Raw genomic sequence first — 20,465 nt, forward strand, 5'->3', positions numbered from 1 at the left:
ATTTGTGCCAGTCTGCCTAATGTTTGTTGTCCCTTCCAGACAAAACTTGTTCGCTGTTATGTTTTTATAAAGTGACTAATAAGCTTTTCGAATAACGGGGCGCGTTCTATGAAGACCATGGCGAAGCTCGTTGTAAGGAGGAGCATGCGGTATTTACGTTCAATAGCGTTTTTCTGCAGATACAAATATACCGCTATACCCGTGAATGCGCCGATCTCGTTTCTTAGAATATCTTCCCACTGAAAGGCACGGTGAACAGTGCTTTGTACATTCTCGATAACGAAACTGAGTATAAGCACAACCAGTAAAAAAACAGGAATGCGTTTCAGGTGAGAACCTTTCAGGTAGGGATAAAACACCAGAGCGAATGCACAAAAGAATACAATGTGGCATGAATTCAATAAGGTTGCTCCCAGCTTGGTTTTAAAAAGCTGGGGAACAGGAATGAAGAATAAGCCTGCTAACAGGATGAACCCGACAATGAGATAGGGAAGGTATTTAACAGAGTAACTGGATTTTCTATCCGGATGTCTCAATCCTTGAGCCTCGTAGATTGTTTCGTTTGAGGAAACTATACGCCAGATAAGTGGTTTATTTCAGCTAAGTTTGTAAGGTTTCGTTACTTTGCTTTCGTTTCAGGCTCCCACCCATTCAAAATATTAAACCGCTTATAAATATCCATCTTCTCTACGCCAAGCTGGGGGCGTTGTTCGTTAATGGCGTAGCCCGGGCCGCTGCTGCCATATTCCGCAAAGCGGGCATCGTTGATGGGGTCGAATTCTTTTCTGCCGCCTTCTTTGGTTGAACCGCCCATGGAGGCCCAGCCGGTTGTGGTGATGTGGGCATCCATCCAGGTGTTGATAAACACAGCTTTACCGATGGCGAAGGGGTTGGCATAGCGGCCATCGTCAAAGGTGGTGGTGGGATGCCAGGGTCTGCCCAGTGGCACGGAGTTGTCCGGTACGCCTTCTTCACGCAGCAGTTTGCAGTTTACGAAGGTCAGGCCGAAGGTATCTGAAATCAGCGTGCTGGGGGCTGTGATGTAGCCGGTTATGTCCATGTCTTTCCCTCTGGGGCGGGAATAGATACTGACGGTATCAAAATAGGCATTGCCGTCACCGAAAATGAAATCCACATTGCCACGGATTTCACCGCCTTTGAAGTAACTGCGGCCGCCACGGACGTAAAGGGTGTCCTGATAGCCGAGCAGGGCAACATTCTCGATAAAGGTTTTGTCGGTGTATTCTGAAATTTTAAGGGCCACTGCTTGCATACCGGATACTTTGGCCGGGTCGCTGCTTTCTCTGGCATCTTCAGTTAAAAAGTCGAAGCCGTTCTCGATGGTGAGGTTGGCGATGTGCACGCCGGGACGGGTAATTTCCACAGTGGCACTGCGTGAGGTGCCCCAGTGTTCTTCACTGCCGCGGGTAACGGCTTTGCCGGCGTAGCGGTCGAATACAATTTTGGTCTGCTCCATACCGGCACCGATAAGGGTGATGCCGGGTTTATCTATCACCACGCGTTCGTAGTATTCCCCCGGCGCGACGGCGATGGTCCAGCCGCCCTCCTGCGGGGCGGCGTTAACGGCTTCCTGTATGGATGAATAATGTGTTTCGTCGATGGCGGTACTGGCCACAATGGCATCAGCAGTGACAGATTCAGGTAAAAAGCGTTCCGGCTTCTCGCTGCTGCATCCTGCTAACAGTACGACCAACAACAAACAACATATTCTAGACATCAGGGAGTTCCACGGTTTTTCCGTTCACACGGATATTTTGCTGAGAGATATTATCTATATTCTCAATTATGGATTTTTTATCAACCTTCGTGAATATCAGATTCTTCAGCGACACGCCTGTAATGGGCGTGTGATCGTACCCGCGCAGCACAAAAGCCCGTTCGGCATGTTGCACATACAGGTTCTCGATGGTGATATCTTCCAGCTTGGGTGTGAACTCACCCACATCGCCTTCTTCATAGAAGAAGTTAATGACTACGGCATCTTTAACCTGACCCACACGGAACTGACGGTAGTTCAGGTTCTGCAGGTGTCCGCCCCGGATGGAGTTGGTTTTGATGCGCACGGCACGGTCGAGATCCGGACTGCTCATTTCACAGTTCTGTGCATACAGGTTTCTTACGCCACCGGAAATTTCACTGCCAATCACCACACCGCCATGACCGGCTTTCATGGTGCAGTCGTTAATAAGGATATTTTCACACGGCTGTGCCACGCGGCGGCCATCAGCATTACGGCCTGATTTAATGGCAATACAGTCATCCCCTGTATCGAACGTACAGTTCTCGATAAGTACATCGGTACAGCTTTCCGGATCGCAGCCGTCAGAATTTGGGCCATAGCTGTGACAGTAAATATCCCGCACGGTCACATTGGTACACAGTACCGGGTTAACCAGCCAGAACGGGGAGTTACGGATAGTCACGCCGGAAATCAGCACGTTCTTACAACGGTAAGGCTGAATGAACGGCGGGCGCAGGTAGTTTTCTTCAAACACGCGATCTGCTACCGGCACACCGTCTTCGGCCATCTGACGCAGCACATCGCGGGTGTATTTCTGGTTTGCCACGGGATCATCGCCCCATTTGGCTTCTTTCCATTTACCTTTCCACGGCCACCAGTTTTCCGGGCTGCCGCCGCCTTCAAGTGTACCTTCACCGGTAATCGCCACGTTGGTTTCTTCAAAGGCGTAAATCAGCGGGGAATAGCCCATCAGTTCAGTGCCTTCCCAGCGGGTGAACACATAAGGCTTGTAAAGCTCAGGCTCGGGAATGAAATGCAGTACCGCGCCTTTGGCAAGATAAAAATTGATATTGGATTTTAAATGTACCGGGCCGGTATAGAACTCACCGGCAGGCACTTCAACAGTACCGCCGCCCTGTGCGGCCACATCGCTGATGGCATCACGGATAGCCTGTGTGGCATCTTTCTGACTGCTGCTCTCACCGGCTGGCTTTGCGCCATATTCAGTAATGCTGACATGCAGCGGCGGAAATTCAGGTGCACGAATACGCTGACGGATGCGGCGGGCATCATCGTTCCAGTCGAAATCGCCGGTGGCCACAGGTTGCGTGAAGGTTTGCGTAACACTGCTGCAGCCTGATAACCCCAGAAAACCTGCGGTGGCAGCGCTGCTGCCGGCTAATTTAAGTAAGTTGCGTCGGGATGCTTGAAAACCCATTATTGATTAACTCCGGATGCTATCTGGCTTAAGAAGGTGTGGATCCGCTCTGCGGTTTCTGTGAGATACGGTTCAAACAGCCAGAATGTGTGGATATTGTTGTCGTACTGATAATACTTGCTGGCAATGCCGTGGCTGCTGAGTTTGCTGAGAACTTCGTCTTTGCCGGCGGTAAAGCGCATCTGGCCGCTGCTGATGATAAGCATGGGCGGCGAGTCTGCATCAATATGTTTGGCGGTAGATGCCTCTGCCCAGCGTTCCGGCAGCGTTTCATACGCGCCGCCGAACCACATGCCCGCAGCGGATTTGTCCTTGCGTTTGTTTTCACTGGCAAGGGCTAAGGGGTGGGTGAAATCCAGCACGCCGTCAAGGTCGACGACAGCGTTTACGCGCACGGCGTCTGCTGAATGTTCACCCTTAAACAGGGTGGTGTTGGCGGTATTACCAATGAGTCCGGCCATATGACCGCCGGAAGAGCCGCCGCCCAGGGCAATTCTGGTCGGGTTGAATCCCCAGGCAGCAGCATGCTCTTTTGCAAATGCCAGTGCGTCGTTGATGTCTTCAAGCCCGGCAGGGTATCGCGCTTCCATGGATAACCGGTACTCAGGAGTGATCACGACATAACCTTGCTGAGCCAGTAAATTCGCCAGCGGGTAGAAATGGGTTTTATTGCCTGAACGCCAGCCGCCACCGTGAATGAACATAATCGCCTGACCACTGGCTTTGTCCGTGGCGGGCAAAAATACATCCAGATGCAGTTCGCGGCCATCTGCCACTTTATAACGGCGGTCGAATAACACCTGCTGACCTTCAGTGAAGGAGAGTACCGGCTCTTTCAGCTCAGGATGTTCATCCCGATAGGCATAGAAGCGCTGGGAAATGCTGTAGCTGTCGTCCACGGGATAATCTTTGGCGCTCACCGGCACGCTGCCGGCGGCACAAAGCGCGCACAGGGCTGCGGCTGTGAGGCGGCGAAGCCGTGCGCTGACATCAGAGTGTGGCATGAAAGCCTGTAACATGATTAAGGTCTCCGTCGCGGCAGAAATCTGAAGTAGTTCACCTTCAGCGATGCCGGGACGCTTTGTTTTGCATCAGACTGTTCATCAGACATTCCGGCGTCTGCATCCGCAGACACACTGAACAGGCCGGTTTTCGCGCCGACCCAGCGGCCGCGTCTGGCTTTAAACTGTTCGCCCACCACCGTAAAGCGGGTTGCATTAGCGCTCTGCGCGCCGCTTCCGGCGGCTTCTGCGTTAACGCGATAGCTGAATATGGCGGTGGCATCCCCGGCCATCACGTAGCGCAGTTCGATGGTTCTGGCGGTGGCATTGTCATCTGCTGTTCCATTTGCCCTGAACAGTGCATTTACCGGGCCATAGTCGTGTACCGACTCATCGCAACCGGTGCGGGCGTTTTTACACTGCACGTAAACCAGATGGGTTTCACCGTTCACGGGTTTTACTCCGATCCAGGCATAATCTTCACCAAACAGCAGCAATCCGCCTTCGGCCTGTGCGCCATCTTCCTGCAGAATAATTTCAGTACGCACGTCGTAGGTCAGCGCCGGCAGCTTTTGCAGCAATAATGACGGTGTAGACCAGAGATTATTACCGGTAGTAGTGATTTTGGGCTGTGCCGGTAAGGTAAGCACGCCGGACTGCTTGTCGATGCTGTACCAGTCAGGCTGCCAGTTGGCATTCCACTGCCACTGAATGCCTAATTCGTCATTGAATTCATCCGTCGCGGGCTGAGGTTTCACTTCGCCCGGGATGTCTGTCAGTGGTTTTTTCCAGCGGTACACCGGTTCGCCGGTACCGTCACCGTCTTTATCTTCACCGATAACAGGCCAGTCGTTTTCCCAGTGCACGGGCTGTAAATGCACAATGCGGCCGTAAGCCTTGCGGGACTGAAAATGAATAAACCAGTCTTCGTTTTTATTGGTGTGGATCCATGAACCCTGATGGGGACCGTTAATGAGCGTGTCGCCCTGGTCCATCACGGTTCGGGGTGTATAAGGGCCGGCGATGTTGTCAGAACGGAACACCGACTGCCAGCCGGTCTCCACGCCGCCGGCCGGGGCGAAAATGTAATAGTAGCCGTTACGTTTATAAAACTTGGGGCCTTCCAGTGTGCGGTAGCCGTCAATGGCGTTGCCATCGACCACATGGGTATACGTATCGCTGACCTGTGAGGCATCACCGGACATTTCCCGTAAGCTGAGCACATTATTAAAGCCGGCGCGGCTTTTTGCCCAGCCGTGGAGTAACCAGGCTTTGCCGTCGTCATCCCACAGCGGGGTAGGGTCGATAAGGCCTTTGCCGGCGAGAATTAATTCCGGTTCGCTCCATTTACCGGCGGGATCGGCAGCGGTGGTCACATAAATGCCAAAATCGGGGTCAGGGTAAAAAATCCAGAATTTACCGTCGTGATAACGGATATTCGGTGCCCATACGCCGTTACCGTGCTGCGGCGTGGCAAACACATCCAGTGGTACCTGTTGTGGCAGGGCGTAATTGATGAGTTCCCAGTTAACCAAATCGGTAGAATGCAGCACCGGCAGGCCGGGGGCGGCGTTAAAGCTTGATGCTGTCATGTAGTAGTGGCCGTTAACAGCCACTACGTCAGGGTCGGAATAATCGATATGCAGGATGGGGTTACGGTATTCACCGTTCTGCAAATCTGAAATCCACAGCCGCGGATCGTTTGCGTTATCTTCAGCGCTGCTTGCGGTTACCGCCGGCGATTTTGCTGCGGAAGACTGTGCATCTGCACAGCCTCCCAGTGCGGCAGTCGCTGCCATAACCGCCAGCGCAGGTGCGCAGGGCAGAGATTTCAGAGTATGCAGAATGCCCATGATTATTTTTCCAGTTCCAGTGCTGCCAGAATGAACGGGCCCACGCCTTTGGCGTCGTTAGCACGCACCGGTTCGCTGAGGTAGTAATCGAAAGAACCATCGCGGTAAGGGTTGCCGCCAAGACCTGCTACGGCACAGATGTTGTTCAGGCTGATAACATTGTTCGCCGGGTCGACAGAAATCATCTGATCTTCCATACCGGCAAAGCCTTTTCTCGCATACGCCATGTAGCTTTCAGGCAATACGTTCATGTTCACGGCTTTGGCAATCGCATAAGTCAGCATGGCAGTACCGGAACCTTCAAGATAATTACCTTTCTTATCGCCAAGATCCGTTACCTGATACCACGCACCGGTTTCATCCTGATATTTCACGGCCTGGTCTACAAAGTTTTGCAGGCGGGATACCAGCCACTCACGTTTTTCATCCTGTGAAGGCACAATTTCCAGTACATCCACAATGGCCATGGCATACCAGCCTAGCGCACGTGACCAGTGGTTAGCAGAAAGGCCGGTGCCTTTGTCTGACCATTTCTGATCCCGCGACTCATCCCAGCCGTGACGTGGCAGACCGGTTTTGTCGCTGTACAGGTGTTTTTCAATCAGCTCAAACTGCTTGTATACATCGTTAAGTTCTTCAGGGTTACCGTAACGCATGATGTATTCGGCGTAGAAAGGTGCGCCCATGTACAGGCCGTCCAGCCACATTTGTGACGGATAACGCTTCTTGTGCCAGAAACCGCCTTCGCTGGTACGGGGATGGTCGTTCAGCTGGTCACGCAGGGTGTCGGCAGCCAGTTTATATTTTTCATCACCGGTTTCGTCGTACAGGAAGAACAGCACTTTGCCCGGGTTGATCATGTCGATATTAAACTTGCTGCGGACGTAGGTATTGATGGTGCCGTCTTCATTCACAAAACGGTCGTAATAGTTTTTGATGTAGGTGAAATACTTCTGATCACCGGTTTTTTCATACAGTTTGGAGAACGCCAGCAAGTTCAGGCCATGCACATAGTCCCATTGAGGTTCTTCATCCCAGTCGATCATCCACGCTTCAGGAAAGCGTACCATTTCCGATTCGGCCATACGTACAGACCAGGGCTGAGTGTTGTCTAAGTAACTTGATGAATCCGCTGCCATAACACTGGCCGGGGCGGTGCAGGCCGCCGCGATAAGCAGTACGGAACTAAAGAACTTACGCATGGAGATCTCCAAAAATTAACAATTTAAATACTTAACGTGCTACCGGTAGCATAATGAGGGGTGAGATGTATGTTGTCAAGTTGTTATAGTTAGTGCGTAAGGGTTAACATTCATCCACTGTGATCTATATAAGCAGGGCGCCACGTGGCTTTCATCTCCATACGAATCAATTGGTCTAGCCAATTGCCCGGCGGTATATCAGGCGGTTTCTTAGTCTTTAGTATTAGTTAAACTGTTGTTTACAAAAAATACACAAAAAGTGTTGCCACCGGTAGCAATTGGATCTAGGATGTAAAACAAATGTAAGGCAGGCCTCTGTATCTACCACAGCTTTACATGGAAAAATAATAGCCACGAAAGGTAAAACCCTGTGAACGTGGCAGAGAGGATCCGGGCTGCACGGAACATGACATGTAAGTGTAGCGAAATAAAAACGTAGAAAGACCCGTGAGGAATACTCATGAAATTTGCCAAAGGTTTTAAGAAAGCGCCACTCAGCTTAGCCGTTACCACCGCAATTGTAACTTCCGTATCTGCCTGGGGACAAACAGCTCCCGCCACGCCGGCAGATGACGACATCGAAGTTATTTCGGTTCGTGCCACCAGTTACGCAGACAGCCTGGCGAAAGCCCTGTCTCTGAAGCAGTCATCAGCCGGTGCCGTAGACACCATTCTTGCAGAAGACATTGCTGACTTCCCTGATCAGAACCTGGCGGAAGCGCTGCAGCGTTTGCCGGGCGTAGCGATTACCCGTGAAGCCGGTGAAGGCCGGGAAATCACCGTACGGGGCCTGAACTCGACGTTCACCCGCGTGCAGTTAAACGGTATGCAGGCCCAGTCGCTGGCTGCCGGTACCGGCGGTGTACGAACCAGCCGTGGTTTCGACTTTAACGTATTCGCCTCTGAACTGTTTAACCAGCTAAGTGTGCATAAAACTACCTCGGCAAAATTAGATGAGGGTTCCTTAGGTGCAACGGTATCTCTGCGTACCGGTCGTCCTTTCGATTTTAATGAAGATGTTGTGGCGGTAAACGCACAGGGTTCATATAACGACCAGTCTTCCGAGCTGACTCCGCGCTTATCCGGTCTGGCGTCATGGACCAATGAAGATGATTCCTTCGGTGTGTTATTCTCGGCTTCCTTGTCGCAACGTATCGTCAATAACGCCGGTTCAGACACGGGCCGCTGGGAAGATGACACCTTCGGTGCGTGTTCAGCCTGTGATTCAGAAGCCGATGTGGCTGCCGTCAGCAGTGCATGGCACCCGCGTTTCCCGCGCTTTGCGGATAAAACGCACGATCAGGACCGCGTTGGTTTAACAGCGGCTGTACAGTTTGTACCTTCTGACGACACACTGATTTCAATTGATGCCCTGTATGCAAACATTGATTCACGCCGTGACGAGCCGTTCATGGAAGCGATTTCTCTTGCGCGTACCGGTGCCACCGGTGTCCAGCAATCAGACGTGACCGCGTATCAGATTGATGGCAACAACACTATGTACGCCGCGACCATTGCTGATGTTGATGTGCGTTCTGAGTTCTTTGTGGCTGAGTGGGAATCTGAATTTACCCAGTTCAGTGTGAACATCGACCATCACTTTACTGATGAACTGAGCATGAGCTTCCTGGCCGGTACGTCACAGTCGACGCTGGACAACCGCGAATCTACGGTTATCTACGAGCACTTTAGCGATAACGATGAACGTAAGATGCTGGAATACGCAGAAGCCAGCTCAGCAGTAAGCTATGACTTCTCAGATATGCTGTCTCCGTCTATCGGCTACAGCTTCGATACGGCGAATCCGGCGAACTGGGAAGTCTCTGAATTCCGTGACCGTATTTATGATGCAGAAGCGTCTACAGACACAGCCCGTCTGGATTTGAACTACCTGCTGAATGACGAAGTCACGCTGAGCGGTGGTGTCACCTGGCGTGAATACGGCTATGAAATTGCCGGTGTGCGTGCAGATGCGTCTTTTGCTTCCCGTGATGAAGCAGACGGTACAGTTGACGGCAACGCCTGCGGGATCAGTAACGTAGTCACAGACGCCGACGGTGAAGTGGTCTCTTTCGGTGGTCAGAGCTTCTTTATGGCTGACGGCGACAAGATCAATAACTTTGTAGACAGCGGTTGCTGGCCTTACAACGTGCGCCCGGGTGATACCCGTGCCGTAACAGAAGACAGCACAGGTATTTACGCTCAGGCCGATTTCAATACGGAAGTGGGTGACAAAGTACTGCGCGGTAACGCCGGTGTGCGTCACGTAAAAACGAACCTGGAATCTACCGGTATCATCAACGGTACTGAGGAAGTGACGGTTGAGCACGATTACACAGACACACTACCGTCTGTGAACCTGGCGCTGGAAATGACCGATGAGTTAATTCTGCGTGCAAGCTGGGCGAAAGTGATGTCCCGTCCGAATCTGGGTACGTTAAGCCCGGGCGGCAGCGTGTCGATTTTCGGTGACTACCGCGTGTCTTACGGTAACCCTTACATCGAGCCGTTCCGTGCTGATGCTACTGATTTCGCTGTTGAATGGTACTTCGACGAAGGCGCATTGTTATCACTGGCGTATTTCGTCAAAGATATCGAGTCGTTCCCGACTTCAGAAACTCAGTTCCTGAGCTGGGCAGAAACCGGCTTACCTGAGTCATTACTGGGCGCAGAGCGCGACAACCTGATTGATGAGACCTTTGAGGTTCGCCGTACTGTTAACGGTACCGGTGGCGACCTGAGCGGTTTTGAAATTCAGTATCAGCAGCCGCTGACCTTCCTGCCTGGTCCTGAGTGGATGCAGAAGTTTGGTGTGCTGGCTAACCTGACACTGGTTGATTCTGAAGTGACATACGGCGCAGACCGCACCGGCCCGCTGACCGGTCAGTCTGATGAATCGGCTAACTTCACGCTGTACTGGGAAGATGATGTATTCAGTGCCCGCCTGTCGGCTGCTTACCGTGGTGAGTTCTACACTAACCTCAGCAGCACAGACGAGCGCAAATGGCGCATCATGGATTCGACAACATATGTTGATTTCTCTACCAGCTATAAGATTTCTGAGAACTTAAAAGTTTCCCTTGAAGGTATTAACCTGACCGATGAAACCATTGATGAGTACATCGATGCGGATGCCATGCGCATCATCAACAGTCAGTCCACCGGGCGACAATTCTTTCTGGGCGTGAGCTACAGAATGTAACACAGTGGTAGTGTGTCCCTTGGGCCATCAGTAATGATGGCCTTTTTTCGTTTAACATAAGGATTTTTCATGAAAAAGCTGATTCTTTCTCTTTTCTTCGCAGCAACGGCCTTCAGCGCTGCGGCGCAGGATCCCACCCGCACGACGTTGCACCTCATCGGCGATTCCACCATGTCCATCAAACCAAACCTGGCTTACCCGGAGCGCGGCTGGGGCATGTTATTACCGGCGTTTATTTCGCCTGAGCTGGAAATTCTGAATCATGCAGCCAATGGCCGCAGTACCAAACGCTTTATTGATGAAGGGCGCTGGGGAAAGGCGTTATCTGAAATGAAAGAAGGGGATTACGTGCTGATCCAGTTCGGCCACAACGATCAGAAGAAAAGTGACCCTGCCCGTTATGCCTCTGCAGAGAAAGACTATCCGGCGTATCTGCACCGTTACATCAAAGATATCCGCGATAAAAAGGCCACACCGCTGATTGCCAGCTCTATTTGCCGCCGTCATTTTGATGAGCAGGGCAATCTGAAGCACACGCTGGATGACTATGTAAATGCGGCCCGCAAAGTGGCACAGGAAGAAGACGTCGCGTTCTTCGATATGAATAAACACACCTGTGATTTCTTCGAACAGGAAGGGGATGCCGCCACGGTGAGATATTTCCTGCGTATTCCGCCTGGCCTGTACACCCGTTACCCTGACGGCAATGAAGACAACACTCACCTGAATACGCTTGGTGCCGCGCTGGTAGCTCAGTTCTTTATTAAGGATTTAAAAGCGCAGCAACACCCGCTGGCAAAATATGTGTACCGGGAAACCCTGTAAACGTGCGCTGAGCACGAATATCAGCAAGGAACGTGGCGTTCCTCTGCCATCACTTCACGGTGGCTGAGGACGCCGGCGTTTACACCTTCTGAACTTACCCCAAACCCAAGCGCACGAATGGCAGGGCGAACAGATACCGTGCTGCCGGTTTCATTGATATCGAATTCCAGCATGCTTTCAAATCTGAAATCTTCAGGCAGGCGCACAAACTGACTGCTGCCGATCTTGTACAATAAATCTTTATCCATGGTCTGTTACTTTGACAACGTTATATTAGAAAAGTAGTAGAGCCCGGAGGGAAGTCAAGCGGGGAGCTGATTAAATAACCCTGACCCGATAAATTATCACCGTCACAAAACCTTCATCAAAAAAACTGTCTGCTTTTTTCATCTGTTGACTCATTACATGTGTTACCCGCGCGCACCGGTACGTTCACTTTTACTTTGCACATTTAGGAACACACATGAAAAACCGATTTACGAAAACCACACTTGCGTTAAGTGTACTGTCGGGTTTTACGGGCATGACACCAGCTATGGCGCAGCAAGCCCCCGCCGCAGACGATTCTCTTGAAGTGATCGAAGTGACCTCATTTCGTCGCTCGCTGATTCAGGCAAAAGACTTAAAGAAAGATGCAATTATTTCCCGCGATACCATTTTAGCCGAAGATATTGCAGACTTTCCTGACCTTAACCTTGCTGATTCGCTACAGCGGGTACCGGGGGTGACTATTACCCGTGAAGGCGGCGAAGGCCGTCAAATCTCTCTTCGCGGACTGGGACCTGATTTTACCCGGGTACAGGTAAACGGTATGGAAGCTATGGGTACGTCAGCGTCACCCATGGATGCCCGTGGTGGCGTAAGCCGGACCCGCGGCTTTGATTTCAACGTTTTTGCTTCCGAATTGTTTAACCGTATTGATATCAGCAAAACCTACTCAGCGGATCAGGAAGAAGGCGGTATTGGTGGCACGGTAGGTTTGTTTACCGCTAAGCCGTTTGACTACGATGGCTTTAAAAGCGCTTTGTCTGTGCGGGGCGGCTACAACAGTAACAGCGAAGAAACCGATCCGCGTATGGCTGGTTTGATTTCTAATACGTGGGACAAATTTGGTGCTCTGGTATCGGTAGCTTACAGTCAGCGACATACCGCTGAATACGGTACCAACACCACACGTTGGCGTCGCGAAGGTGGCAAAACAGCGGCCGACCCGGCAAATACAGATCTGCAAGCCGATTTAGATTCAGGCGAGTTGTGGTTTCCCCGCGGGCACCGTTTTTCCCGTTGGAATAACACGCAGGACCGGCTGGGCATAACCGCTGCTTTTCAGTATAAACCCTCCGACTCGCTTTCCTTCACGCTTGATATCATGCATGCAGAACTGGAAAACAACACTGATGAACATCACTCGGCCGTGAAAGATAATAGCGTAGTTTCTGACCTCATCTGGGAAGAAAACAATGGCCAGAAAGAAGTGGTGTATGCCATGTACGAAGATGCAACCTGGCGTAATGAAAATTCACGACGCTACAATGAATCAGTGTTTGACCAGTATACATTAACCATGGACTGGACGATTACCCCGGCGTTGTATGCCACCGCAGTGATAGGCACAAGTTCTTCTGATTTTGACCAGCCCGAAGTGATTAAGTCGAATATCCATGCAAAAGGTATCGTCGATATCGCAACCGATTTCAGACAAGACCGCTTTTATGGCATTAGCTCGTCGCCTGATTTCGATACGACGCAAATCGACGGCTATGAGATGAAAGACATCTACCTGCAGGAAGACTACATCACCAACGATTTTGATACCGCAAAAGTAGATTTTACTTACCTTCTTGGTGATACCGGCGAATTGCAGTTTGGTGTGAATTACAAGAAATTCGAAAACTCTGCCTGGCAGTTAACCCAGAGTAATGCGCAAAACATCGCGCCACAAAATACCGGTGTCACGGCCTTAAATGATGCACTTGTTAATGTATACAATGAGCATCCGGACACCAACTGGTTGCAAGGTGATCTGGACGCGTTACTTAATTTCTATGGCCTGACAGGCTACCAGATTGATGATAGCGGGTTAACGCAAAACGACAAATCTCCCGTTACCGAAGAAACCCTGGCCGTGTACGTGCAATACGGTTGGGAAACGGAGCTGGCGGGTAAGCCCCTGTTAGTCAGCGCGGGTCTTCGCTATTTCGAAACCGATATTACCGCAGCCGGTATTTCTTCCGGGGTCGCTATCGAAACCACCCGTTCTTATTCTGACGTGCTGCCAACCTTAAACGTTGTTTATGAACTGCAGGACAACATTCTCTGGCGCGTAGCGGCAAGTAAGAACATTACCCGTCCGTCTTTAGGCTCACTCAGTTACAACGCGTCAGTGTCACAAACTTCAGGCGAGGCCATTACCAGCGTAACCATGGGAAATCCCATGCTGGAGCCGTTTGAGTCTTTGAACCTGGATACGGCACTTGAATGGTATTTTGATGAGGTGGGTTATGCCGCCGCAGCTGTCTTCTATAAAGATATCGACAACTTTATTGTCGATACTACCAGTGAGGTGGTGTATTCCTCATTAGGGTTACCTGCCGCATTACTACCGGCAGACAAAACCGTTGATAGCCTCTTCTACTTGCAACGCCCGGAAAATATGGATGCATCTAAAATAAAAGGTGTGGAGTTAACCTTCTCCCGGGACCTGGACTTTCTGCCTGCACCGTTTGATCACTTAGGTGTTATCGCAAATTATACTTACGCAGATGGTGATGCGCTGTACCGCAATATCTACGGTGAAACGGGTAACGACCAGGAAAAAGCATTTACCGGCTTATCGAAAAACAGCTACAGCTTCACGATATACTACGAGCAGGAAGGGTGGGGCGCGCGCGTGTCAGCTGCCTATCGTAGTGCCTACCTCACGGGCGCATCATCGAGCGGTGATCAGGATGAGTCTGGCTATCATGACACGACATTCATCGACTTCTCTTCATTCTATCAGCTGACCGACACGATTAAGCTGAGCTTTGAAGGCATAAACCTGACCGACGAACGTCAGGAGTTATACAGCGACTCCCATGATCGTGCTTACAACAGCACGACCAGCGGCCGCACTTATATGCTTGGCGCTACTATGCAGTTTTAAACCAGGCCGCATACCGGGCTGGTCCCCGGTATGCGTTTTTATAAAGGAGATTTACATGGTACTAAAGCCTGTTCCGGTTGCAGCACTGGCTGGTGGATTACTGGTATTGTCAGCCTGCGTGTCAGTTGCGCCGGATGATTCCTCCGGCAAGGACTTTATACCTGATGACGGAAAGACCTGGCTAGCCGGCGATCATCATATTCATGGCAAGTTTAGCGCACAATGGAATTGGAATGATGATCCCCCGTCACCCATTTTCTTTGGTGATGCGCATTACTTTACTGCGTTAAATGCCAGAATGGCGGCATTTCATCAGCTGGACTGGATGGTGACCACCGATCACGGCGGCCCGAATCACAGTGTTATTAACCGCAATCTGGCTTATCCGGAACTTGTTGCCTCACGAGCAGCAGTGCCGGACATCATGCAGTTTTACGGGATGGAATTTGACACTCCCGGCGCGCGGCACAGCACATTGATTATCCCGAAAAGTGAGCAGGAAGTGGATCAACTGTTTACGCTGGAAAGCCGGTATAACCGCAGAGAAATTTACCCGGACGAATCTCCCAGAGATACACAGGCGTTCATGTTAGAAGCGTTAACTGCTATGCAGAATATGTCGCCACGGCCGCTCCTGACAGTGAATCATCCTGCCCGGAAAGCTACCGGATTGAATGAATATCAAAAAATTACTCCGCAGAGAATGCGCGAGTGGCAGGACACGGCACCGGATGTGGTAACCGGCATGACGGCTATTCCCGGCCATCAGGCCGCCACCATAAACCCTGACGGTTCGAATGATCCGGACGCGCCACGTGCAGAATATTTCGGCTACCCCACACATGGTGGCACCGATCAAATGTCGGCTGTCGTCGGTGGTGTGTGGGATAAGCTGTTGGCCGAGGGCCGCCGGTGGACGGTAACTGCAGTGTCTGATAGTCATGCGCACTACACCGAGGGCCGCACTGATTTCTGGCCAGGCGAATACGCCAAAACCTATGTACGGGCCACCCGGGACTACGACAGCGTGTTAGCGGGCATACGTGAAGGCAATGTATTTATTACCACAGGTGATTTAATTGACGAACTTTACGTCAGTATCCGCCAGGGGAAGCAGCGGGCAGATATGGGAGAGATGCTGAATCTGCACGGCGGGGAACCTGTTACCGTTACGGTTGCGTTTCACGACCCGCAAAGCGCTAACTTTAATCACCAGTTTCCTGCCGTCGCACGCCTCGATGTCATTTTTGGTGAGGTTGTGGGCACGTACCCTGAAACAGACAGCGCACCAACCCGCGTGATCCGGCGTTTTTACCCGCAAGACTGGAAACAGCAGGGCGCGTATAAGGTTGTGCAATTTCAGATGCCTGCCCCCAAAGGCAGTGCCTATGTACGTGTGCGCGGCACAAATGTAAAAGATGAACTGGAACCGGAAGTTGATCCGGCAGGAGAAAACCCCTGGGATGACCTGTGGTTCTACAGTAATCCGGTTTATATACAGTATGCTGATAATGGACTGCCGTTCCGCTGCAATGAATCTGTCACCGGCGCATGCGATGATAAGTGATCAACCAATTCATTTAGTCGTACCATCGCTGCATATGTCAGATAAAGCCTCCAGTCCTTCGTTGCAAGCACTGATCAATTCCAAAGTACTAAAACAATACTTGCACAGGCATTCCGCAAGCAGCGAAGAAGCGGCGGACGTTTATCAGGAGTCCATTGCCCGCGTGTTAGAGCAGTCCCGTGCATCGGTCATTGATAATCCTCTTGCTTATGCATTCCGTGTTGCCCGTAATCTGCTGGCGAAGCGCCGGACACACGAAACTTGTGACATTGAAGAGCAGCACTGTTACCGGCAGAACCCCGAACTCTATCTTGAAACGCAGCAGCGGATAGAGCTTATTGCTGAGGTGATTAACGCTATGCCGGAACAACGCAGGCGGGTTTTCGAGATGCGGCGTATTGAAGGTCAAAGTCGGCAAGACATTGCAGCGCGTCTGAATATCTCCGCTGAAGCTGTGACAAAGCATATTTCACGGGCAATGGCAGACATCCAACTGCAACTGGATAAGGCGGGTAAGTAATGGCAAATCAACAGGAACAAGTCTACCTGGAAGCCGGGGAATGGATTGACCGCCTTGCCGACGGTGAACTGGATGCATTAAACCGGCACCGGTTCGTGCGCTGGTTAGAAAAAAGTGAGTTACACCGCGCGACGCTTGAAAAAATGATCGCTACATGGGAAGACCCGACCCTGCAAGCCGCCTTTCTTTCCGCGAAAAAAGTGTCACACCCATCACGAAAACGTACTCTAGTAACATGGGGGAGTGCCGTTGCAGCGTCATTGCTGGCTATAGCGATTATCTGGCCTGGTTATCGGGGGGAAACAGTTGCACCTTCACCACAATTGCTGACCGCCGCGCATGAAGCGTTAAGCGATGGAAGTGAGGTGCAATTGCAGCCCACCAGTGAATTAGCCGTATTATTTTCAGATGATACGCGTTATTTAAACCTGAAAAAGGGCCAGGGGTATTTTGATGTAGCCAAAGATCGCAGCCGGCCTTTTGTTGTGAAAGTCGGTTTATCTTCAGTAACAGCGGTGGGTACAGCGTTTAACATTGACCGGCAGGAACAACGGGTAGATGTAGTTGTACACGAAGGTATTGTTGAAGTGCGCGGTAATGCAGACAGTGCGCCGCTTTTACTCAAGGCGGGCGAGCAACTGACTATCGAAAACGGGGTGGCGGGGCCTGTGGAGAAGGTTGATCTGACACAGCGGGTAGACTGGCGCACCGGATGGATTGAAGTCGAAGATGAGTCTCTGAATTATTTGTTTGAACGGCTAAACCGGTATGCGGAAAAACCCATATTGCCGGTGGACAGTGCAGTAGGAAATCGACGTGTTGCAGGGCGATTTAAATTGGAAGAAACGGCACAGACGTTAGCTATGTTGGGGTCATTGTATAACCTGGATATTGCTGACACACGCTCGGGTTATGAAATAAGCCGGCAAGCTGATTAATTCGCTATGAAGAACCGGAGTTTTAAAACGTTTGGAACCACGGTGTCATGCGTTTCAGGATGTTTTGTCTCCGGTTGCTTTATCTTCAGTTTTTCGCCGGGCTGTGTGGTTGCCGGTGAATCCCTGCCCGCCGGGAACATCCCTCCGGTCCCGTTGGCTCAGATTGTTACTGAGTTCAGCCGTGACGCCGGGGAAACTGTCGCATTTGATCCTGCGTTACTGAAAGGGTTAACGGCTACGCCGCCGTCGCGACATACTATCAGTACGCAAGAGATCTCTGCCTTGCTTCGACCATTTTCCCTTTGTCTGGAACCGGTGCAAAATGGCCGGGTTATCCGCCAGTGCGATTCTCCGCTCAGCGATAATACTGGCAGCTCCGGCGCCACGCCCACAGAAAATAACGCCGTAACCCGCACTCATCCTACTGTAGAAATTGAAGTTACCGGATTTCGCCAGTCGTTGATCCGTGCCAGAGAGATTAAGCGTCTTGCGATGGTGACGCAGGAAACGATTTTGTCGGAAGATATCGCTGATTTTCCTGATTTAAACCTTGCTGATGCTTTGCAGCGTATTCCCGGAATCACTATTACCCGTGAAGGTGGAGAGGGGCGGCAAATATCCTTACGAGGATTGGGACCTGACTTTACCCGCGTAAAGGTGAATGGCATGGAAGCGATGGCTATGACGTCTTCTGCCATGGATGCCCGGGGAAGCGTAAGCCGGACCCGTGCCTTTGATTTTACACTTTTTGCATCAGAGCTTTTCAACCGTATCGATGTGAGTAAGTCTTACTCGGTTGAGCAGGACGAAGGCGGTATCGGCGGGACGGTGATGCTGCATACGCCGAAACCATTCGATTTTGCAGACAACATCAATACTGTTGCTTTTAAGCAAAGCTACAACGGGAACAGCAAGGAATCAGATCCCGGCATTCTTGGCTTATTCAGCCGCCGGAATGACACATTCGGTGGACTTATCTCCGTTGCTTACAGCCAACGGCATACCACTGAATTTGGCACCAATACAACGCGATGGCGGCAGGAGAAAAAAAGCTATAGCGGAGAGACGGACAGTGAATTACAGCAAGCACTGGAGCAGGGGGAATTCTGGTTCCCCAGAGGGCACCGTTATTCGCTCTGGAATAATAATCAACGCAGAATTGGTGTGACGACATCCTTGCAATACGCGCCGGATGATAACTGGCAACTGACGTTGAATGGCATGGCCAGCCGGTTACACAATTCCCTCGATGAACATCATAGTGCGGTGAAGGACAACGACGATGTGAGTGTTGTGGTATGGGAGCAGAACCGGACTGACAAGGAAGTATTATTTGCCAAATACACCGACGCAACATGGCGGATAGAAACCCGCGAAGATGAAAACACATCGACGTTCTATCAGCTAAGTCTGGACAGTGAATGGCAGGTATCACCGGCATTTCGTGTCGATTTTCTTGTGGGTACCAGTGCCAGTGATTACTCGCAACCTAAAGTAAACAAAGTCAATATTCGCAAAACGGGTGTTGATATTGTTACAGATTTTCGCGAAGACCGCTTTTACGGCGAGAGCTATTCTACCAACATGGATACGGCATCGCTAAGCGGTTTAACGGTAAAAGATCTCTATTTTCAGGAAAATACCATGCGCTCGTCATTTCATAACGCAAAAGCATCGTTGCGTTATTTGTTGGAAAGTGGCGATGCGCTGTCGGCGGGTATTCAGGTTAAATCATTTAAAAATACCGGGGTTGACCGCGCCCGCAGCGTATACCCTGCACAAAGTGATGAGCAGATATCTGCCGCACAGTTGTCGCTGTTTAACCAGCACCCGGACAAAGCGTGGGTTCAGGGAGATTTGGCGGCTATTCAATCGTACTATGGTTTGGCAGATATCAAGCTGACGGGCGACGACATTGTTGAAAGTACTAACTTTGATTTGAAAGAAGATACTTACGCGTTATATGGCATGTACGACAGTACCGGAAGCTGGCTTGGAAAACCGTTCTACACGCAAAGCGGAGTCCGGTATTTTTCAACCCGCTTTTATACCTCAGGCCTGCAAAAAGGTGAGCCTGCTACCGTTTCGAAAACATACGACGATGTACTTTTTAGTATGAATGCCGTTCTGGAATTAAGCGACGACTGGCTTTGGCGCGCCAGTGTGGATGAAAACATCACGCGTCCTTCTATCCACGATGTAGCTATTACTGCCGAAGTCTCTCAGGCATCCAGAAATGAGGGAGATATTGGCAGGATTTTTATTGGCAATCCTTATTTGAAGCCACTGAAGTCAGTGAACGCTGAAACGGGCATTGAGTGGTATTTTGATGAAGGGGGCATACTGGCGATTTCCGGCTTTTTCAAAAAAATAGACAACTTCGTAGTTGAGGAAGTTAAAGCTATGCCATACCGGGCGCTCGGTTTACCGGCGAGTTTGTTGCAGGAAGGAGACAGCGAAGATGATATCTTTTATGTCAGTACGCCTCAAAATACCGATTCCACTACGTTTAAGGGGTTCGAATTAGCGTATTCCCGGGATTTGAACTTTCTGCCATCTCCGTTTGATAGTCTTGGCGTTAACGCAAACTTTACCTACGCAGAAGGCACAACATTGTACAGAGACGTGCAGGGAACTGGCGAAAATCAGGTTAAAACCTTTGCCGGTTTATCAAGGCGTAGCTACAACTTCACCCTGTATTACGATCAGCAACACTGGTCTGCCCGTGTTTCTGCAGCTTACCGCAGCCCCTATATTTTGTCCGTTCAGCCCGGAAACACCGATCAGGATGAATCCGGCTATCACGCGACGACTTACATTGATGCCTCGGCCAGTATTCAGTTATCCGGCTCATTGAAAATGACCATTGAAGGATTAAATCTGACTAACGTAAGAGAAGAACTGTATAGTGATTCGAACGATCGTGCCTACAATACCACAACGAGTGGACGGACATTTTTGGTTGGAATCACTGCGGAGCTATAGCTTCTTTTGCTGAGAACTAACGCCCTC

General features: G+C 50.8%; 14 protein-coding genes. 7 read left to right on the forward strand and 7 right to left on the reverse strand.

Annotated features, from left to right (window positions below; translation table 11 throughout):
• Positions 1 to 56: 56 nt before the first annotated feature.
• The 6 genes from DS731_RS01755 to DS731_RS01780 all read right to left on the reverse strand — a co-directional run bounded on the left by DS731_RS01755 (position 57) and on the right by DS731_RS01780 (position 7,256).
• Complete coding sequence (locus DS731_RS01755; protein WP_161599069.1) at positions 57 to 536, reverse strand: VanZ family protein; 480 nt, start codon at positions 534 to 536, stop codon at positions 57 to 59.
• 83 nt (positions 537 to 619) lie between these two features.
• Entirely contained in the window at positions 620 to 1,738 is a 1,119-nt protein-coding gene (locus tag DS731_RS01760) for a pectinesterase family protein (protein WP_119499725.1), read from the reverse strand.
• Positions 1,731 to 3,200: a glycoside hydrolase family 28 protein gene (locus DS731_RS01765; protein ID WP_119499726.1), complete on the reverse strand. Its 1,470-nt coding sequence runs from the start codon at positions 3,198 to 3,200 to the stop codon at positions 1,731 to 1,733. The genes DS731_RS01760 and DS731_RS01765 overlap by 8 nt, the downstream gene beginning before the upstream one ends.
• On the reverse strand, positions 3,200 to 4,219 hold the full coding sequence (locus DS731_RS01770; RefSeq protein ID WP_202980698.1) for an alpha/beta hydrolase: 1,020 nt from the start codon (positions 4,217 to 4,219) through the stop codon (positions 3,200 to 3,202). Before DS731_RS01770 ends, DS731_RS01765 begins: the two co-directional genes overlap by 1 nt.
• Positions 4,220 to 4,221: 2 nt before the next feature.
• Positions 4,222 to 6,054, reverse strand: coding sequence for a glycoside hydrolase family 43 protein (locus tag DS731_RS01775; protein WP_232373460.1), 1,833 nt, complete (start codon positions 6,052 to 6,054; stop codon positions 4,222 to 4,224).
• A gap of 2 nt (positions 6,055 to 6,056) precedes the next feature.
• Positions 6,057 to 7,256 (reverse strand): glycoside hydrolase family 88/105 protein, encoded by a 1,200-nt coding sequence (locus tag DS731_RS01780; RefSeq protein WP_119499727.1) that lies wholly within the window; start codon positions 7,254 to 7,256, stop codon positions 6,057 to 6,059.
• 460 nt (positions 7,257 to 7,716) lie between these two features.
• Here DS731_RS01780 and DS731_RS01785 point away from each other — a divergent pair, with 460 nt between their 5' ends.
• Together DS731_RS01785 and DS731_RS01790 are read left to right on the forward strand one after the other, a co-directional pair.
• Positions 7,717 to 10,458, forward strand: a complete 2,742-nt coding sequence (locus DS731_RS01785) for a TonB-dependent receptor (RefSeq protein ID WP_119499728.1) — start codon at positions 7,717 to 7,719, stop codon at positions 10,456 to 10,458.
• A gap of 69 nt (positions 10,459 to 10,527) precedes the next feature.
• Positions 10,528 to 11,283 (forward strand): rhamnogalacturonan acetylesterase, encoded by a 756-nt coding sequence (locus DS731_RS01790; RefSeq protein ID WP_119499729.1) that lies wholly within the window; start codon positions 10,528 to 10,530, stop codon positions 11,281 to 11,283.
• Positions 11,284 to 11,303: 20 nt separating this feature from the next.
• Here DS731_RS01790 and DS731_RS01795 read toward each other — a convergent pair whose 3' ends face one another.
• Positions 11,304 to 11,531, reverse strand: coding sequence for an AbrB/MazE/SpoVT family DNA-binding domain-containing protein (locus DS731_RS01795; protein WP_119499730.1), 228 nt, complete (start codon positions 11,529 to 11,531; stop codon positions 11,304 to 11,306).
• A gap of 215 nt (positions 11,532 to 11,746) precedes the next feature.
• On the opposite strand from DS731_RS01795, the gene DS731_RS01800 reads away from it, so the two are divergent.
• Genes DS731_RS01800 through DS731_RS01815 form a run of 5 tightly spaced genes read left to right on the forward strand, consistent with a single transcriptional unit; the run spans position 11,747 to position 20,438 of the window.
• Positions 11,747 to 14,428 (forward strand): TonB-dependent receptor, encoded by a 2,682-nt coding sequence (locus DS731_RS01800; RefSeq protein WP_119499731.1) that lies wholly within the window; start codon positions 11,747 to 11,749, stop codon positions 14,426 to 14,428.
• Positions 14,429 to 14,483: 55 nt separating this feature from the next.
• Positions 14,484 to 15,995: a phosphoesterase gene (locus tag DS731_RS21855; protein ID WP_161599070.1), complete on the forward strand. Its 1,512-nt coding sequence runs from the start codon at positions 14,484 to 14,486 to the stop codon at positions 15,993 to 15,995.
• A complete protein-coding gene (locus DS731_RS01805) occupies positions 15,985 to 16,515 on the forward strand; it encodes an RNA polymerase sigma factor (RefSeq protein ID WP_161599071.1) in 531 nt (176 codons plus the stop codon). Before DS731_RS21855 ends, DS731_RS01805 begins: the two co-directional genes overlap by 11 nt.
• On the forward strand, positions 16,515 to 17,453 hold the full coding sequence (locus DS731_RS01810) for a FecR family protein (protein WP_119499733.1): 939 nt from the start codon (positions 16,515 to 16,517) through the stop codon (positions 17,451 to 17,453). The genes DS731_RS01805 and DS731_RS01810 overlap by 1 nt, the downstream gene beginning before the upstream one ends.
• A gap of 42 nt (positions 17,454 to 17,495) precedes the next feature.
• A complete protein-coding gene (locus DS731_RS01815; RefSeq protein WP_161599072.1) occupies positions 17,496 to 20,438 on the forward strand; it encodes a TonB-dependent receptor in 2,943 nt (980 codons plus the stop codon).
• Positions 20,439 to 20,465 lie beyond the last annotated feature (27 nt).

The sequence above is a fragment of the Alteromonas sp. RKMC-009 genome, from assembly GCF_003584565.2.
Lineage (GTDB): Bacteria > Pseudomonadota > Gammaproteobacteria > Enterobacterales > Alteromonadaceae > Alteromonas.

What these genes read in the sequence shown, in the direction of transcription:
- DS731_RS01805 (WP_161599071.1), top strand. Translation starts at nt 15,985, where the DNA reads ATGATAAGTGATCAACCAATTCATTTAGTCGTACCATCGCTGCATATG.
- DS731_RS01790 (WP_119499729.1), top strand. Translation starts at nt 10,528, where the DNA reads ATGAAAAAGCTGATTCTTTCTCTTTTCTTCGCAGCAACGGCCTTCAGC.
- DS731_RS01800 (WP_119499731.1), top strand. Translation starts at nt 11,747, where the DNA reads ATGAAAAACCGATTTACGAAAACCACACTTGCGTTAAGTGTACTGTCG.
- DS731_RS01760 (WP_119499725.1), bottom strand. Translation starts at nt 1,738, where the DNA reads ATGTCTAGAATATGTTGTTTGTTGTTGGTCGTACTGTTAGCAGGATGC.
- DS731_RS01765 (WP_119499726.1), bottom strand. Translation starts at nt 3,200, where the DNA reads ATGGGTTTTCAAGCATCCCGACGCAACTTACTTAAATTAGCCGGCAGC.
- DS731_RS01810 (WP_119499733.1), top strand. Translation starts at nt 16,515, where the DNA reads ATGGCAAATCAACAGGAACAAGTCTACCTGGAAGCCGGGGAATGGATT.
- DS731_RS21855 (WP_161599070.1), top strand. Translation starts at nt 14,484, where the DNA reads ATGGTACTAAAGCCTGTTCCGGTTGCAGCACTGGCTGGTGGATTACTG.
- DS731_RS01795 (WP_119499730.1), bottom strand. Translation starts at nt 11,531, where the DNA reads ATGGATAAAGATTTATTGTACAAGATCGGCAGCAGTCAGTTTGTGCGC.
- DS731_RS01780 (WP_119499727.1), bottom strand. Translation starts at nt 7,256, where the DNA reads ATGCGTAAGTTCTTTAGTTCCGTACTGCTTATCGCGGCGGCCTGCACC.
- DS731_RS01775 (WP_232373460.1), bottom strand. Translation starts at nt 6,054, where the DNA reads ATGGGCATTCTGCATACTCTGAAATCTCTGCCCTGCGCACCTGCGCTG.
- DS731_RS01770 (WP_202980698.1), bottom strand. Translation starts at nt 4,219, where the DNA reads ATGTTACAGGCTTTCATGCCACACTCTGATGTCAGCGCACGGCTTCGC.
- DS731_RS01785 (WP_119499728.1), top strand. Translation starts at nt 7,717, where the DNA reads ATGAAATTTGCCAAAGGTTTTAAGAAAGCGCCACTCAGCTTAGCCGTT.